At 67.2% G+C, this 15,651-nt stretch carries 17 protein-coding genes and 1 pseudogene; 12 read left to right on the top strand and 6 right to left on the bottom strand.

Annotation, left to right across the window (positions count from 1 at the left end; all coding sequences use genetic code 11):
* Window positions 1-48: 48 nt before the first annotated feature.
* From BM162_RS20290 to BM162_RS20280, 3 genes are all read right to left on the bottom strand, one after another.
* On the bottom strand, window positions 49-720 hold the full coding sequence (locus tag BM162_RS20290; RefSeq protein ID WP_093425500.1) for an AAA family ATPase: 672 nt from the start codon (window positions 718-720) through the stop codon (window positions 49-51).
* Between the two features lie 102 nt (window positions 721-822).
* Window positions 823-1,728 (bottom strand): ParB/RepB/Spo0J family partition protein, encoded by a 906-nt coding sequence (locus tag BM162_RS20285; RefSeq protein ID WP_218153149.1) that lies wholly within the window; start codon window positions 1,726-1,728, stop codon window positions 823-825.
* 110 nt (window positions 1,729-1,838) lie between these two features.
* Window positions 1,839-2,948 carry an AAA family ATPase gene (locus tag BM162_RS20280; protein WP_177215297.1) on the bottom strand — a complete coding sequence of 370 codons (1,110 nt, stop codon included), beginning with the start codon at window positions 2,946-2,948 and terminating at the stop codon, window positions 1,839-1,841.
* A gap of 193 nt (window positions 2,949-3,141) precedes the next feature.
* Here BM162_RS20280 and BM162_RS20275 point away from each other — a divergent pair, with 193 nt between their 5' ends.
* The 8 genes from BM162_RS20275 to BM162_RS20245 all read left to right on the top strand — a co-directional run bounded on the left by BM162_RS20275 (window position 3,142) and on the right by BM162_RS20245 (window position 10,638).
* Entirely contained in the window at window positions 3,142-3,555 is a 414-nt protein-coding gene (locus tag BM162_RS20275) for a helix-turn-helix domain-containing protein (RefSeq protein WP_093425496.1), read from the top strand.
* Between the two features lie 93 nt (window positions 3,556-3,648).
* Complete coding sequence (locus tag BM162_RS20270; protein ID WP_093425494.1) at window positions 3,649-4,053, top strand: hypothetical protein; 405 nt, start codon at window positions 3,649-3,651, stop codon at window positions 4,051-4,053.
* A 288-nt stretch (window positions 4,054-4,341) separates the two neighbouring features.
* Entirely contained in the window at window positions 4,342-6,183 is a 1,842-nt protein-coding gene (locus BM162_RS20265) for a hypothetical protein (RefSeq protein WP_143096247.1), read from the top strand.
* Complete coding sequence (locus BM162_RS20260) at window positions 6,173-7,486, top strand: hypothetical protein (RefSeq protein ID WP_093425491.1); 1,314 nt, start codon at window positions 6,173-6,175, stop codon at window positions 7,484-7,486. The genes BM162_RS20265 and BM162_RS20260 overlap by 11 nt, the downstream gene beginning before the upstream one ends.
* A 346-nt stretch (window positions 7,487-7,832) precedes the next feature.
* The gene (locus BM162_RS20255) at window positions 7,833-8,228 is read left to right on the top strand and encodes a hypothetical protein (RefSeq protein WP_093425490.1); all 396 of its coding nucleotides are present in this window, start codon (window positions 7,833-7,835) and stop codon (window positions 8,226-8,228) included.
* Between the two features lie 145 nt (window positions 8,229-8,373).
* Entirely contained in the window at window positions 8,374-8,727 is a 354-nt protein-coding gene (locus BM162_RS20250) for a hypothetical protein (protein WP_143096246.1), read from the top strand.
* 484 nt (window positions 8,728-9,211) lie between these two features.
* A complete protein-coding gene (locus BM162_RS23005; RefSeq protein WP_177215296.1) occupies window positions 9,212-9,379 on the top strand; it encodes a hypothetical protein in 168 nt (55 codons plus the stop codon).
* Between the two features lie 500 nt (window positions 9,380-9,879).
* On the top strand, window positions 9,880-10,638 hold the full coding sequence (locus BM162_RS20245; protein ID WP_093425514.1) for an SDR family oxidoreductase: 759 nt from the start codon (window positions 9,880-9,882) through the stop codon (window positions 10,636-10,638).
* 159 nt (window positions 10,639-10,797) lie between these two features.
* Here BM162_RS20245 and fnrL read toward each other — a convergent pair whose 3' ends face one another.
* Complete coding sequence (gene fnrL / locus BM162_RS20240; RefSeq protein WP_093425512.1) at window positions 10,798-11,538, bottom strand: transcriptional regulator FnrL; 741 nt, start codon at window positions 11,536-11,538, stop codon at window positions 10,798-10,800.
* Between the two features lie 197 nt (window positions 11,539-11,735).
* On the opposite strand from fnrL, the gene BM162_RS20235 reads away from it, so the two are divergent.
* The 4 genes from BM162_RS20235 to BM162_RS20220 all read left to right on the top strand — a co-directional run bounded on the left by BM162_RS20235 (window position 11,736) and on the right by BM162_RS20220 (window position 15,049).
* Window positions 11,736-12,212 carry a hypothetical protein gene (locus BM162_RS20235; RefSeq protein WP_093425487.1) on the top strand — a complete coding sequence of 159 codons (477 nt, stop codon included), beginning with the start codon at window positions 11,736-11,738 and terminating at the stop codon, window positions 12,210-12,212.
* Between the two features lie 63 nt (window positions 12,213-12,275).
* The gene (locus tag BM162_RS20230) at window positions 12,276-12,893 is read left to right on the top strand and encodes a M35 family metallo-endopeptidase (RefSeq protein ID WP_093425485.1); all 618 of its coding nucleotides are present in this window, start codon (window positions 12,276-12,278) and stop codon (window positions 12,891-12,893) included.
* An 824-nt stretch (window positions 12,894-13,717) separates the two neighbouring features.
* Window positions 13,718-14,056: a hypothetical protein gene (locus BM162_RS20225; RefSeq protein ID WP_093425484.1), complete on the top strand. Its 339-nt coding sequence runs from the start codon at window positions 13,718-13,720 to the stop codon at window positions 14,054-14,056.
* Between the two features lie 264 nt (window positions 14,057-14,320).
* Window positions 14,321-15,049: a cytochrome c biogenesis CcdA family protein gene (locus BM162_RS20220; RefSeq protein WP_093425482.1), complete on the top strand. Its 729-nt coding sequence runs from the start codon at window positions 14,321-14,323 to the stop codon at window positions 15,047-15,049.
* 39 nt (window positions 15,050-15,088) lie between these two features.
* On the opposite strand, the pseudogene BM162_RS20215 reads toward BM162_RS20220, so the two are convergent.
* Together BM162_RS20215 and BM162_RS20210 are read right to left on the bottom strand one after the other, a co-directional pair.
* A pseudogene (locus BM162_RS20215) lies at window positions 15,089-15,412 on the bottom strand (YnfA family protein).
* Window positions 15,412-15,651 (bottom strand): MerR family DNA-binding protein (locus BM162_RS20210; RefSeq protein WP_177215295.1); only part of this gene is annotated, 240 nt, incomplete at its 5' end. The pseudogene BM162_RS20215 and the gene BM162_RS20210, both read right to left, overlap by 1 nt.

Below are 15,651 nucleotides of genomic sequence, written 5' to 3'. Positions count from 1 at the left end.
GCCTGGATTTCGCGAGATTCGCGTCGGTGCGGTCCCGGAGCCACGTGCTCATGAAACTCCAGAAACGCTCCGGCGGGCTTGTGCTGAACCCGCGCACGTCGCACGGATTGCTTCCCATAGGAGCCGCCCCTCCGCGGCCGCGATGCTCCGCTTAGACCGTGTCTCCGTCGCGCTGAGCCCAAGACCGAGCGCCCGCTCGAAATCCTTGCGGTGGCCCAGCCGGACGGACGCCACCGGGATCCGTGGGAACCTGGCTGCAAGGTCCCTCCGGGCGGCGTCTTCCTCCTGCCCTCTCGCAGGCACCTGCGCCAGGACGAAGAGGCCTCGCGTCCCATGCGAGCGCAGGCTCGTCACTGTCGGCTGAAGGGCCTCGAGGTCGAGGAAAGCAGGCCGGACCGGGATGACCACAAGATCGCTTGAGGCGATGGCGCGATCCGTAGCCTTTCCGCCCCCCGAGGGTGTGTCGATGAAAACGGTGTCGAAGCCGGCTACCCGCGCCTCCGAAAGATAATGCTCCAGATCCCCGTCGCGGCAGGGCACCACCAGCGGCGCCGCCTCTGACCGCAACTCGGCCCAGGCGCAGGCCGATCTCTGGGGGTCGAGGTCGAGAAGAGCGACGCGTGCGCCGTTCGCGCGCGCGGCCTCGACCGCGAGGGTGACCGAGAGGCAGGTCTTCCCCGTGCCGCCCTTGTGGCTTGCGACGGTGATGATCCTTGTCATTCTTGTTCTTCCCAATCGATTTCGGTGTCGTGTGGCAGCTGCCACGGGCGATCCCCGTAAGGCAGCAGCGGGCACCTTGGCAGGGCGCCCGCTGCGAGAGGCTCAGGCGAGCTCGCTCATCTTGCGGCGGACTTCGTCGCGCACCTTGGCCAGCGCCAGTTCGACCAGCTTTCGCGCGCGGAGATCGTCGCCCACGAAGCAGTCGATGAAGATGCGCCCGTCTTCGAAGCGGGGCTCGAGCTGCTCGGCCAGACGCGAGGCTGTTTCCGACACGACGTGCGGCTCCGTTGACTTTTCCGACAATGCGGCGACCGCGGCATTCACGGCGCGCCGCGGATCGTTCCCATGGCGGCTCCAGCACTCCGCGACTGCGTCGCGCGCCAGATGGCGCCGCGTTCCGAGCAGGTCCTCCCGTTCCTCGGCGGACAGGCCGGCGGCCTCGCGGTCGATCGACTGGGCGAGCCTGGTCCAGGAGGTTCGGCCGAGTTCCGGCGCCCGGCCGATCTCCTCGACGAGGCGCGGGCCGAGGACACGAAACAGGCTGAGCGACCGGCTGACCTCGGTGCGGCCGAGATTGAGAGCCGCACCGATGTCCTGCTTGGCCACACCCTGCCGCTCGAGATCGGCCGCGAGCTTCATCTTCTCCGAGAAAGAGTAGTTAGACCTGTGCGCGTTCTCGCGGAGTTGCGCCAGATTCGCACCGGCTTCATTCATCTCGAGCACCATCGCTCGGATCTTCCAGCACCCCGGGCTTTCGGTGGCGAGCGCAAGAACGGCTGCGAGCCGCCGCCGGCCATAGACCACCTCGTACGGGTAGGTGTGGTCCGCCCCGGCGGGCGCACGTCGCACACCGATGGGCTGGTCTTGACCATCGCGCGCGATGCTCGCCTTCAGCGACGCGAAGTCCTCTCCATCGGCGCCGGCCAGCCGATCCCGCAGTCCGGAGGTCGGGCAGATCTGGTGCGGGTCCAGCGTGACGATGCCTCGAGTGTCTGTGGCAGCTGCCACACCGCGCCCATTGGCGGCCCGTGCAGTGAGTGAGGTCGATTTCTGTACCATCGTATTGCGTCCTTCGTTTGGATGAATGGCTTCCAGGGCGACCGGAAGCCTCTCGGGCGTCAGGCGAGCCGCCAGCGCTGCCCGTCCTTTTTCACCAGCGGCTTTTCTGCCGCGGCCAGCTCGTTGAGCAGCTTCCGCGCCGTCGACTTCTGCGAGTCATCGTTGAGCCCGTTGAGCCAGGACGCCGGGAGCTCGGCAATCAGGTCCGGAATCGAGAAGGGTGCGTCGGCCTGCTTCTTCTGCCGCTGCTCGAGGAGGTCCACGAGGACAGTCCTGCGGCTGGTCGGTCGCGGTTTCTCGGGAGCGTTCGCCGGGATCGGCTCGTCCACTTCGACGACGCGCACACTGGTGTAGTCGCCGCCATCCTCGTCTTCGCCCAGTTTCACGGGTTGGAGGCCGAAGCTGTAGCAGACCGTCTTCGGCATCGTCCGCTGCTTGTCGATCGTGCCGACGACGACGTTGTCGTCGCCTGACTGCAGCCGCAGTTCGGTATCGACGGCGCCTTTCAGGCCGGACGACCCGCGCGCTCCGCGCGACTGATCCTTGCCGCAGTGATGGACGAAGAGGACATGTGCATCGAGTTCGCGGGCGAGCGTCTCCGCACGCCGCGCGAGGTATGTCATCGCGCCGGAATCGTTCTCGCTCAGATCCCCGATCGAGCGCGCCAGGGTGTCGAAAACGATGAGCGCGACGGGCTGTCCGCCCGCGGCCGCGAGGATCGCCTTCTGCAGAGCCGTGACCTCGCCCGGTTGCGAGAAATCCACGGCATGCTCCAGGACGAGGCAGTTCTTGGCAGCTTCGGCGTCGAACTCGCCCTTGATGGCCGCGAAGCGGTCAAGGACCGAGCGGGGGGCTTCGGCGGCGACGTAGACGGCCAGTCCCTTTTTGGTGGCTTGCCCGAAGAACTTCTTGCCGGCAGCGACGCTCAGGCAGAGATGCACGAGAAGCGCCGATTTGCCGACGTTGCTCGGCCCGTAGAAGATCGAGGTTTCGCCGCGACGCAGGAGGCCCTTGACGGTGTAGTTCCACCGGCATGTGGGCTGGTAGTCGGAGACCGGGGTGAACGCGAACCTGTCGGCAGCGGGTGATTTCGGGGCGTTGGGAGACATGCTCGTCCTCGCTTGTTGCTGTTGTACAACTGACCGCCAGTCGGTCAGCGAAGGGGACATGGGACGAACCGGAAGGCCTCCAAAACGCGGGACGCAAAAAAATCTTGCGTGGCTTCCGGACGAACCTGCGGACGGACGGACACCCCCCATAGGGGGATTGTCCGTCCGTCCGCAGGTCCGCCATCGATCCGTTTTGGAGGACCAATTCCGGGACCTATTTCCGATCCGGACCAGGAGAAGGACGAGGGTCGACATGCAGCAGGTTGAAGCCGAAATTATGTCTCTTCAGGAGGTTGCGCGCTTCCTCGCGGTCTCTCCACGGACCGTGCGGCGCCTCGTCGAGCGAGGCCTGCTCGTACGCCGGGACGTCGGGCCCCATCCCGCGTTTCGCTGGAACGACCTCCTTCGCTCGCTGGGCCTCGAGCAGGTGGATGTTCCGCAAGGACCCCAGCACCCGCTCCAGCCGATTGGCCGCGCCGCCGAGCGCATCGGCTGCCCTCCCGAGGCTCTGCGCCAAACAAGCACCCGCGGATGGCCGAGGATGGTCCGGGTCGGAGGTTCGGTCCGTTGGCTTCCGGCGGAGATCGATCTCCTCTCGTACGCGGACCAGGCGCGGGAGCCCTTCAAGCTGCTGGCGCGTCACCACAAGAGCCGGAAGGCATGCTGACGGTGACGCCATTGCTCGAGCATCTCGGCTCGAAAAGACGGTTCTGGACTGCGCGTCCTGGCGTGCACCCGTCGGATCGGGATTAGCGCCGGCATGCATCGTGAGCAGCACGAGGGCGTCCAGGCCCGAGACGACGACCTGGTGACCGTCTCGGAGCTGGCCAGGCACTGGAACGTCTGCCGGCCGACCGCCGAGAAGATCCTCGCATCCGGCGGTGTGCCCGCCGCCGATCATGGTCCGCGCCGGTACCGCTGGGCCGACATCTGGCGGCTCGAGGGGACCTTTTACGTGCCTCCCCGCATGGTGCCGGAGATGAAGAGACGGCTGCTGGTCGCCGAAGACCTCGTCCGCCCGGACGTCCGGGGCCGCTCGGCACGGTCCATCCGGCGGAAGGCGCGTCAGGGGAAGCTCCCGGTGGTCCGGATTCTGACCGGGGACTGGCGGTTCCGGCACCACGAAATCATCCGGCACTTCCCCGATCTCGAAGACGAGGAATGATGGCCGCAGGTTACCCGGTTTCGGGTCCGAAGGGCCGGATTCCGGCTCGGGTCACCTTCCCGCCCGCCCGGAGACATCGCCTGTCTCCAGGCGGGTGGCCGGGTGACTTGGCCGCGGATTCACAACCTTGGCCGTCAATGAGGAAAACTGCGGCCAGTCCGGGTGACCGCTCCTGCACGCGTCTTGTCCGGGGCTCTCTGCGCGAAGCCCCGGACGAAACGCGTGCAGGAGCGAGATCCTGCGGCAGGCGCGATCTCCGGGAAAGCGACATGACCCGGAGACGTGAAGATGACACCGATACGAACCTTCAAGGAGCTCGAGGCGCGCCTGCCGGAGCTCGGCTACTCGGCCGCGATGCAGAAACAGATCCGCCCCGAGATCCGCCGTGCCGAGAAGATCTACCGTCTGCCGCTCGAGCGCATCCCCGTCGATCCCGCGGCCTTCGAGGAGCGCTGGGGCCGCGGTCGGATCGCCGCGCTTGCCGAAGGCTTCGAGTCGCACGAGCAGTTCCTTACCTTTCGCCGGCGTCTCTCCCCGGCGCTGCAGCGGGCCGCCGGCCTGCGCCGCAACCTGGCGCCGCCCATGCCTTCGGCCTCCACCGAACTCCTCCGCTTCGTCGACGAGAACGGCGGGGTGAACGCGCCGCTGCCTCCGCATCTCGAGCAGAGCATTGGCGCTCTCTCGCGCGCGGCGGCACGGACCGGTCTCGCGATCCGCGACCTCGACGACAGGCACGTCGCCGCCATTTTTCGGGAACTGACCGGTGGCGAACGCCGGTCCGCCCGGCGCGGAGTTCTGCGCGTCAACGAATTGATGGACCGGCGCGACGAATTCCCGGACATCGCCGACCTCCTGCCCGCGCGGCCGCTGGCGCCCGTCGCCCGGGCCGTGGCGCCGAAAAGCCCCTGGGCCCGCAGCAACCGTCATGAGCGGGGCGCACGGCTGTGGAGCGAGTTCGCCCGCTTCGTCGAGGACCGGCGCGGCCGCGACGAACTCGGACGCCTGATTCCGCCGAAGAAGAGCAAGTTCGGCCTGAAGGCCGAGAAAAGCTACGCCAACTACCTGGCGAGCGCCCTTGCTCTCCTTGCGGACGCGGGCCGCCTCGGGGACGGGGCCGATCCCGGCCTGCGCGACATCTGCAATGCGAAGACCATCGAGGAGATCGCTCATCTGTGGAATGTGCGGCAGCTGAACGGCGAGGTGAAGAAAAAGGCGACGACGCTTCACACCATGGTCTGCCGGCTTTCGAACCTGGCCGAGCACTTTGGCGCCAAGAAAAAAGAGCGCAAGGCGCTCGCCAAGCTCCGCAAGCAGGTGCGGAAGGCTTCGGGGCGTGTCGGAAAGATGCGCATCGAGCATGTCGATTGGGTCCGTTCCTTCGCGGCAAATCCCGGTCTCCAGCGCGCGGTTTTCGACATGCCGGAAACTCTCAAGCGCGAGGCGGACGCGATCCTGGCACGGTGGGACGAGCACAAGCGGGCGAAGCGGCAGAAGCTGATGATGCGCGCCCTCAAGCTCGGGGTCGCGGCCTGCGCCGCGGCGATCCTCTTCCGCGCGTCGCCGGTCCGCGCCGCCAATCTCCGGCACCTGAAGTTCCGGGGAGGAGACACGAACCTGCCGCGGAACGAGGATGGGGACCTGAGGGTGTCGATTCCCGGAGAAGACGTGAAGAACCGCGCTGAAATCGATCATCCCGCGGACGACGACGTCTGGCCGATCATCGACTGGTACCTGAAGGAGATCCGGCCCCGTCTGATCGCTGACCACCCGTACCTAAGAAAGAGGCGATTGCCGCTCGTCGACAGCGATTACCTGTTTCCGTCGACATCGGAGGATCGTCCGCTCGAGGAGACTGCCTTCGCCAAGCATTACGCGGCAGGGTGCGAAGCCGTGGGCCTGCGGATGTGTCTGCACCTCGCGCGTCACATCACGGTCTACCTCATCCTCTCCGAAGACCCGAACGCCTGGGCACAGGCGGCCGCCGTGCTCGAAGACGAGATCGACACCGTGAAGAAACACTATGCCTGGCTCGACACCCGAGCCGCAGGCGAGGAAGGGCGCAAGCTCCTCCGCGCCTCCCGCGCTCGGGCCCGCAAGCACAGGAAGGGAGCAGACCGCCATGCAGCATGAAACGGAGCTTACCGACGCTGACAACGCGCGGCTGGCAAGCTGGCACGCCCACTTGGCGCAACGCGGCGTCGGCACGCCGGATGTGCAGGATTTCCTCGACTTCGGGAAACTCTCGACGCTCGAGCGCCTTCTGGGCGCGCTCCGCGACGTGGCGCCGGAGCAGTGTGGGCCGCTTCGCCTCGCAATCCGGCAGCGCCGGCAGGAAAAGCGCGCGTCTCGACCGGCAACGTCCACCGGCGGGCATCGGGGGCCGGAGCTGACGTGCAGCGTCGCATGGGACGAGGTCCCGGCAGATTGGCGCGCGACAATCGAGAAAGCTCGCCAGGTCCGGGGCCGCATCGACGCCGGCGGCCTTCTCTTTGGCGATGCGCCCCCGGCCGCGGCCAGTCTCGATGACATGGCCTACCTTCTGCGCGCACTGACCCACGCCTGCCGCCAGCGCGGATGGCCGGCCGAGCTCCGGCCGCGCTGCGTGCGGGCCTGGCTCGACGATGCGGAGGATCGGAAATGCGGGGCGCGCGGCCTTTCGCTGCAGATCGGCCTCCTGCGCCGCTTTGCCATTCTGCACGACGGGCGCAAGACCAAGCTCGCAAAGAAGTTGGGGCGCCTGCGTCAGCGATACGTCGCGCGCGGGAATACGGAGGAGAAGCGCAAACAGGCCTTTCTCCGGACGAACCCGCGCGAGCTCGGGGCCATTTGGGAAACCGCCGAGCGGCGCCGGGAGGAGGCCATGCAGGAGAGGAGCGGCAGCGCCGCGCGGCAAAAGCTCCTTCTCGAGGCGGCCGCTCTCGCGCTGGCGATCGTCGTCCCGCTCCGGATCGGGGATCTCCATCGGTTCCTCATCGGCGAGCACCTGGTCCGAACGGCCAGCGGCTGGTCGTGCCGGATCGAGACATCGAAGACCGGCGCCGAGTACGAACGGGCCGAGCTTTGGACCGAGCTGGACCCGTTCCTGGACGCGCTCCTGGAGAACGATGCCCCGGGCGGCGAGCTCTGGCGCGGCTATGACGCGCGGCAGGGCACGCCGATCTTCTCGACCGACGGCGGTCTGACCGGGTTGAGCGGCGACTGGATTTCCGCTGTCTGGGAGGAGCATGTCGGCTGCGGCGCGCACATCGTGCGAACCCTGTGGCATCAGCTCGCCTGGGAGGCCGACCGCGATCTCACCTGGATGGCCCTCGCGCTCTGCGGGCAGAGCGCCGGAAAGACCGCGCAGGAGTACCGCGTCGACGGCGCCCGCCGGCAGGCGGTCCAGACCGGGCGCGGCATGCTGAAAGCGGCGCGGCTCAAGGCGAGCGGGTAGCGCGCGGGTCGCAGTCCATCCACCTCTTGGCGAAGGTGGATGGGCCGAAGACCCGCGAGGCCATCTGAGCAAGGTTCCGGAAGAGGGACCACCTGCCGCCCGAAAATCGGCGGAAGGCCTGCAGTGACCACGGGCACCCGCCGCGCGTCATCTGGAGGGCGCGCCCCTGCGCCGGCGCGGCCACGCAACGGAAATGGAATGACCTTTGGCGGCATCGCGCCTCCGGGGCCGGCTACTGCAGTGAAGCCGGTCCCGGAAGCGCGACCGCCACAGAGGAAAGAGAGCAGCTCCGGAGACCCAAGCTTGACGCCCACTGACCGGGCATCGTCGACCTGGAGTAAACATCATGAATGCCTACACGACCTTCCCAGCGACCGCCGTCGCCGACCCGCTCGCGCCTGTCCGCGGCTTCGTGTCCGCGCATCGCGACGCCCTCTGGCACGCCGCCCGGCTTCTGGGCGGGTATGACGCCGCCCGACTCGTCGAGAACATGGCTGACCGTCTCGCCCACGAGGCCACGCCGAGCCGGGCGCTGCGGCGCGAACTCCACGCGCTCCGGAAGCTTCTGCATCTGGAGAACGTGCACGATCCGGAGCATGTGGAAGCGGCGGCCTTCGCGGTCCTCTCACCGGAAGACCCGGCGATCGAGGAGATCTGCCTTCTGACCGACGGGTTCGACGAGGCTCTCGCCGCGTGGGAAGCCCTGGAGGCGGAGGCTCAGGCCCCGCGCCACGCCGCCTGAACATCCCTCCCGCCGCCGGGAACGGCGGCGGCCTTGACGACGACAGCCGATAGAGGACGGCCGGTGCCGTCCGCTGTGCGTCGCGGAGACGATCATGAAATCCACGCTTCACCCCCTGCTGCCAAAGGCGAACCACCACGCAATCATGCTCTACGTCGATCCGGCGTCCGTCGACGATGCGGACAGGCTCGTCGCGCTCGCGAGCGACGGGCTAACAGCAGCACGCCGGGCTCTGCCGCATCTCGAGCGAATGCCGGCGGATCTTTCGCGGCACATGCCCGACCTCGTCAGGACACTGGTTCGCGTGATCGAGGCGCGTGACGTCTTTTCGCCGGTGTTTCAGGAGGCGGCTATCCAGTTCGTCGAGATGACGGGCGAGCTTGCCGACGCCGACGATGACCTCCTGGCGGCGAAAACGCATGTCGGAGATGCACTCGAAGCCGTCGAACGCGTCGCCGACATCGAGGCCGCACGCCGCGTTGTGGGCCAGCGGCGATAGGTCTGGTTTCGCCGGCGTCGCGCAGAACGCGCGGCGCCAATTTGCCTTAGCGGATGCCGCTCCTGCCCTCTCCGGGGGGTTGGGAGGCTGGAGCGGCCAGTTGAGCTACTGCGGCAGATTGCCGATCGCAGCCTCGCGCGCGGCTGCTATCGCCAGATGCAGATCCTCCGAGAACGCCTCGCGGCACGCCATCTCTTCCAAATTCAGGTCTGCGGCGTCGATCGCTAAAGATCGGACGCAGGCTGAAACGGGCGTAATCGTCCTCCTCCTCATCGTCTGACATATCAGCTGGGCGGGCGACCTCGGGCTTTCGAGAAGGCTTGCTCAGGGCGCGCCTCAGCTCCGGCATTCTCGGGATCACGAGCGGAAGCTCAGGGCAAGGCGGCGAGGAAATAGGTGCCCTGACCTGGCGTCAGGTTCGTTTCCGCGCAGATCCGGGCCGACCCACATAATCCTCAGCAACAGCACACAAGGAGGACACCCCGTGCTAACCCCTCTCAACATCATCTTCGCCACGGTACTCGCCGCACTGATGGGCGGCGACGTAATCCAGCTCGAGGACATCCGCGAGAGTCATGTACTCCCCTCGGGATGGGAAGCGGACCGACACGCCCATGCCAGCACCGTCCCGAAGCGCGAGGTGCAGGGCTAATGAACTTGTCGGAAAGGTCCGTCTGATGTGGGACGAGCAGCCGGTGCTAAGTCGTGACTGGCTTCACCGAGCAGAGAACCCGCGCCGCCGACTTACACCAGCGCGTTCTCGCCGCAGACGCGTTCCGACTGCCGTCTGCATCGCTCACCGCCTGACCGGCATGAAACAGCAGGTGAAGAATTATCTCGAGGCGCACTCCTCGCCCGCGCGACAGTATGTGGCGCTCACGGCCGAGCGACGTGTCCGGGCGGGAAGGCAAGTGATCGCTCTCGGAGATGCGACCGACGCCGACATGGGCCCACTCAGCCGCTCGCGGCGCTCGTCGGTGCTCCGGCCTATCTCGACGGCTTCGCCGCCCTCCCCCTGACGCGGGCGATGCTGGACCATGCCTTCCCCCATTACCTTCTCTGGCGGCATTCGGGCGCCCGCCGTGGGCGTCCTGCGCGCGGATGAAGTTCCCGTCACTGGTGCTCCCAATCGCGTTCGTGCAGTTTATGCGTATGACCGACCGTCCCGTTGTTCTCGTCACAGGTGCCAGCAAAGGTATCGGCGCTGCGACCGCGCTGGCATTTGCCAAGGCCGGCTACGACGTGTGCGTGAACTACCATCGCGATGCTCCGGGCGCGGCCGAAACGGTTGCGCGATGCGAAGCCACCGGCGCGAGGGCTTTTGTAGCGCGCGCGGATGTCGCCGATCGTTCCGCGGTTTCCGAGATGTTCGGCGCCTGTGATGAGCTCCTCGGGCCGGTCACTTGTCTCGTGAACAACGCCGGCATCATTGGCGGCACTGCTGCTGTCACTGAGGTTTCGAATGACGCTCTACGCGGGACCTTCGCCACAAACGTGTTCGGAATGATCTACTGCCTTCAAGAGGCAGCACTCCGCATGCGCACCGACCAAGGAGGAGCCGGGGGCGCCATCGTCAACATGTCCTCCGTCGCCGCAACGACGGGCTCACCCGGCGAATACGTGCACTACGCCGCCTCGAAGGGAGCGGTCGAGACGCTTACGATAGGTGCGGGAAAAGAGCTGGGCCCAGTGGGGATTCGTGTTGCGGCAATCCGGGTGGGAACGACGAACACCGACCTGCATGCGCGGGAGGGAAACGCAACGCGTCCCGCTGCGGTCGCAGCGGCGACGCCCTTGGGGCGAACTGCAGAATCGGTCGACATAGCTGAGGCCGCCGTATGGCTGGCGTCGCCGAAAGCCGGCTTCGTTTCCGGGACAGTGCTGACCGTAGCCGGTGGTCTGCACGCCTGAGCCAGTCGTTCCGAAATGTGTCTTGGTGCCCCTGCAGTTCGGGCTTTCAATCGACTTCCAAAAGTCTTTCCTGATGATGGATGGTTATCTGGCTCAACTACCGGAAGCACATCGGCTCGCCAAAAGGGCGGTGAAAAGGTTTCTCCACCTTGGCTTGGCTCAGCAGAGCAGGCCACCATCGCTGTCGTCACCCGCTTCGGCCGCAAGCCGGGCGAAGTCGGGAACGACGACGGTGCGCTTGCTCTCGAGGACGATAACGTTGTCGCGCTTGAGCGAAGAAATCTGGCGGCTCACGGTCTCGATCGTCAAGCCGAGGTAATCCGCCATCGCGTCGCGGTTGATCGGCAAGTCGAAGCGCATGCCGTTGACCGCCCGCGCGCGACGCAGCACGGCCTCCCGCCGGGCGATGGTCGTCAGGAAGCTGGCGATCTTCTCCCGTGCCGTCTTCCGGCCGAGCACCACCATCCACTCCCGCACCGCGTCGAGCTCGTCGAGGGTCATTTCCAGCAGACGCTGCGCCACGTGCGGTGTGCTCTCCACCAGGTCCTCGAACGGGCGACGACGAAAGCAGCAGAGCGTCACGGCGGTCACCGCCCGCACGTCGTGCGTGGCTTCCCTGCGGCCGGGGCGGCCGAGAAAGTCCGACGGAAGTAGCAGGCCTACCATCTGGGTCCGCCCGTCCTCCATCCCGTGGCTCAGCGCGGCGACGCCGTCGACCATTGAGCCGACAACGTCCATCGCGTCGCCCTTCCAGACGATCGGCTGACCTGCCTCGAAGCGGCGGTAGAACTTGATCGCCTCCAGCCGCTTAAGCTCGTCCGCCTCACACCGGGCGCAGACCGCGCGGTGCCGGATCGGGCAGGAGGCGCACTCCTGCGTGTCGAAGAGGAGATCCTTCATCAAGATGAGCCAGTTTGTCAGGGGAATGTTTCCCGCCATGTAGAGAGGGAGTCGTCCTCGCACAACTCCTCTTCACGGAGAAACGTCGTCAGAGGGACCTTCTATGTCGGACAGGCCTGTGCCGGCTTTCCCGGAAGAGACGGGGCGCGCAATCCGAGGCTCGCCGTGGCGTTGTGGGCAGCCATGATTTCGGTAGAATGCATCCGAAGGGATCATCGGCGGGAGACGAGGCCGGCCGAGCAGACGGTGCGAACCGTACCCTCGAGACGAGCGAACTGCGCCGGCTGGTCGCCCTGGCGTGCACCCGCGTCGAAGAGACCGGTCGCTCGGCCCTGGTCATCGCTTCAGAAGCGGACCGCCTCGCGCACGACCTGACGCTGACGCCCGTCTATCGCGCCGAGCAGCTGCAGCGCGCGGTTCAGGCGCGCCTGGCCTGCTTTTCCGCAGCCCGGGCAGGCGAGCGGCTCGATAACCTGCTCGAGCGGAGCGCGGACAAGGCGCGCGTCGATCTGCCGTCAGAGGACTTGCCGACGTCACGCTTGTCCTGCCTGACGAGACCTGTTGCCCCGGCGCAATCGCGCGACGAACCAGCGACATCCTCGACGGACTGCTGGACCTTGCGGATCACGACGCCATCGAGCGGGGCGACAAAGCAGCCTGACCGAATCCTTTGACCCTACGGAAGGCCGTGGCGATACTTGGCGCCCATTTGTTCATGAATTCGTGGAGGTGAGGCGATGGCCCTGGAGCCGAAGATCGTCAATTTGACCAGCGAGGACGTCAGCGACATCGCGGCGCGCAATGCTTCCTTTTCGTCAGAGGCCGATATCCGGGCCGAGCTCAAGGCATCGGTCGAGGAAGCCGAACGCCTGGCCAAGGCCGCGCGCGACAGGCTCGCCGTCGTCTGGAACAAGTCCGGCAAGCGCGCGAAGCGCCAGGCATGGTGCGCGGATTCCGCGATCGTCGATTATTTCGGCGACAAGAAGCTGTCGGTGCCGCAGATGCGCAAGACCTACAAGCGTGCTGTCCGGCTCTACAATCGCCTTCACAACAAGAAGATGAAGATCGCGGTAAAAAACGACAGCGATCCGTATTCGCACTTCGCGGCGCAGAACCTCGGCGGTCCGCTTTCGCCCAACCGCTTCAAGGTCTTCCCCCGCTTTTTCGAGGGCAGTGACACAGAGAACCGCGGCTCCATCATCCTCCACGAGTTGCTCCATGTCTGGGCGGCCGATATCGGCCCTGAGGGCAGCGAATACGGCGAGGCCAACGCCAAGAAGCTCGCGCGCGAACGGCCCAAGGCCGCCCGGCGCAACCCGGAAAACTGGCAGCTGTTCGCCCTGGCCGTCGGTTGACCGCCAGCGCGAAAGACACCCTCACCGGCCCGGCAAGGCGGCGGGAGATCAGCGCAGCACACCGCGATCTCACCGGGCCCGGGACGGCGCACGCGCCCTGATCTGTGATTGCGATGTCTCCGGTCTCGCTGCGAGCTTCCCGCTCGTGCCGGGCCGGGGCTCCGCCCCGGCCCCCTGCTTCGGGGGATCAGGAACCCGACCCGCACCCGACGCGACCCGATCGCGACCGGCCCCTCGGCCGGCGGGGAAGCGGTCTTCCCCTCGACCACCCCATCCTGAGATCACTTTCGCGACGACCATAGAACCGGCTTCGCCGGACGGCCCGTGCCGGGCCGCGGCCGCCTGCGGCGGCAAGCCGGCTCCGCCCCTCCGGGCGCCTGCGGCCCCGGACCGGACAAGCCGCTCATTCCCCGCGGTCTTTCGCGGCAGACGAAATTTCTCCCCTGCGCGGCGCGCACACCAATTCCCGGGCGGCAGGCCTTGGGGCCAGCCATTGCTCGTGATCCCGCGGATCGCCGGTCCTCTTGTGAGACCGGCGCCCGGCGGGCGCCCGAGACAGAAACGAGGGAGGGTGAGATGCTCTACACCGATCGCTACACCGTTGCCGGACCCGGCCTTGCGATCTTCGCCTTACCGGCCGGCCAGGCGATGCTGGTCGCCGGCGACAGCCATGGTCAATCCGGCGCCCTGCGGGGCCTGCTCGAGGGCTTCGGGCGGATGCCCACCCCCGGCAAAACCCGGACCCTCGTCTTCCTCGGCGATTTCATCGACCGAGCTCGGACAGCCTGGGCTGCCTCAATACCGGGCTCTTCGACGCGGCCGAGATGGCGCAGGCCGATGCTGTCGTCTACCTGCCCGGCAACCACGAGCTGCTCCTCGCCGATACGCTCGAGGACGCGCGGCGGGGCGACGGAGCCCTTGGCTCCCGGTCTCCTGGCGAGTGCTGGGTGATGAACGGCGGCATGGCCTTCACGGAGGAGGCCTTCGAGGCCGCGGGACGGGAGATGCCGCGGGGTCCCGCGGACGCGGTCTCCGCCTTCGCCGAGATGGTGCCTCACCCCGGGCACGACAGCTTCGACGCGATGGTCCGGAACTGGCCGAGCCAATCTTCACCGCCGGGCGCACCGCTCACAGCATCGACGAAACATCGGAGGCCCCGGTAGGATAGGCGAACACAGTTTCAGCCGATGAACCTGGTTCTCTACATCAACGGCCCGGCCAACGCCCACCCGCATGCCGAGCCGGCCAGCCTGCTGGACCGGGTGCTCGGATGGTTTTGATGGAAGACGCGTTTCCGCATTCAGGGACGCCGGCCGTCCCCGTAGGAGACGCGGGCCCGACACCGGTGCTGCGAGGGCTCATGAGGTCCCCGGCGGTCTCCGCTGGGGCGCAGAGGCGATCGCCATGGGCCGGACCAGGAGCGGCTCATGCTTGATGCCACGTCCCTTGGCGCGATCGCCGCTCTCGCTGCCGGTGCGATCTCCTTCGTCTCGCCCTGCGTCCTGCCGCTGGTGCCAGGCTATGCCTCCTACATCGCCGGCCGTACCGGCCCCGGCGGGCGACCCGGCCCCCGCTGGGGGGCCGTCTGGCTCAGCTTCTGCTTCGTCCTCGGCTTTTTCACGATCTTCATGGTCCTCGGCGCCTCGGCCACGGCGCTCGGGCAGGCGTTGCTGCGCTGGCGCTACGAGTTGAACCTGCTGGGCGGCGCCATCGTGATCCTCTTCGGCCTGTTCATACTGGGCGCGGCGCGGATCCAGATGATGGAGCGCGACCTGCGCTTCCACCTCGATCTGCCCGGCGGACGGGCGGTCGCCTCCTACGTCCTCGGTCTCGCCTTCGGCTTCGGCTGGACGCCCTGCATCGGCCCCATCCTGGGCGCGATCCTGACCGCCAGCGCCGCCAGCGCCACCATCTCCGAGGGCGTCACGCTGTTGGCGATGTACTCGGCCGGCCTCGGCGTCCCGTTCCTGGTCGTGGCGGCCTTCACCGACAGGATCGCCGGAAGGATCCGCGCCATCGGCCGGATCGGCCGGCGCCTGCACCAGGGCGCGGGTCTGGTGATGATCGTGACGGAGCTTGCAATGATGACTGGACGGCTCAGCGCCTTTTCCTGGTGGCTGCTCGAGGCTTTCCCGGTGCTGGGACGGATCGGATGATCCGGAGTTCCATGGCAGACAGAGGCTCGGCGTAGAGGATCAACCGGCGCGTGGGGCGACGAGGATCACGGCGGCACCGATCAGGCAAAGTCCGGCGCCTGCGACATCCCAGAGATCCGGCCGTTGCCCTTCCGCGCCCCACATCCAGAGCAGGGACGCGGCGATGTAGACGCCGCCATAGGCGGCGAAGGCCCGTCCGGCGAAGCCAACCTCGACCTGGGCGAGCAGCCAGCCGAACAGTCCCAGGCTCACGAGTCCCGGGAGTATCCACAGAATCGAGGCGCCGCGCTACCAGGCCCAGATCGCGAAGCAGCCGGCGATCTCCGCCAGCGCGGCGAGGGGATATACCAGTGCGGCCGGCATCAGGCGCCGAGCTGGCCGTGATCTGCGAGACATTCCTCGTGGTCGCGCAGCACCTCGAGAATTCGGCAGTCGGCCACCCTATCGCGGTCGCACTCTCCGATCATCCGGCGCAGCTCGATGCGGAGCGCCTCGAGCCGGGCGAGGCGCGCCTCGACCTCGCGCAGTTGCCGCTGGGCGACCGCGTCGACCTGCGCGCAGGAGCGGTCCGGACTGTCGGAGAGGTCCAGCAGTTCCCGGAT

The sequence above is a fragment of the Tranquillimonas alkanivorans genome, assembly GCF_900115595.1.
Lineage (GTDB): Bacteria > Pseudomonadota > Alphaproteobacteria > Rhodobacterales > Rhodobacteraceae > Tranquillimonas > Tranquillimonas alkanivorans.
Note: the sequence above shows the minus strand (reverse complement) of the source record. Positions and strands in the feature narration are given on the sequence as shown.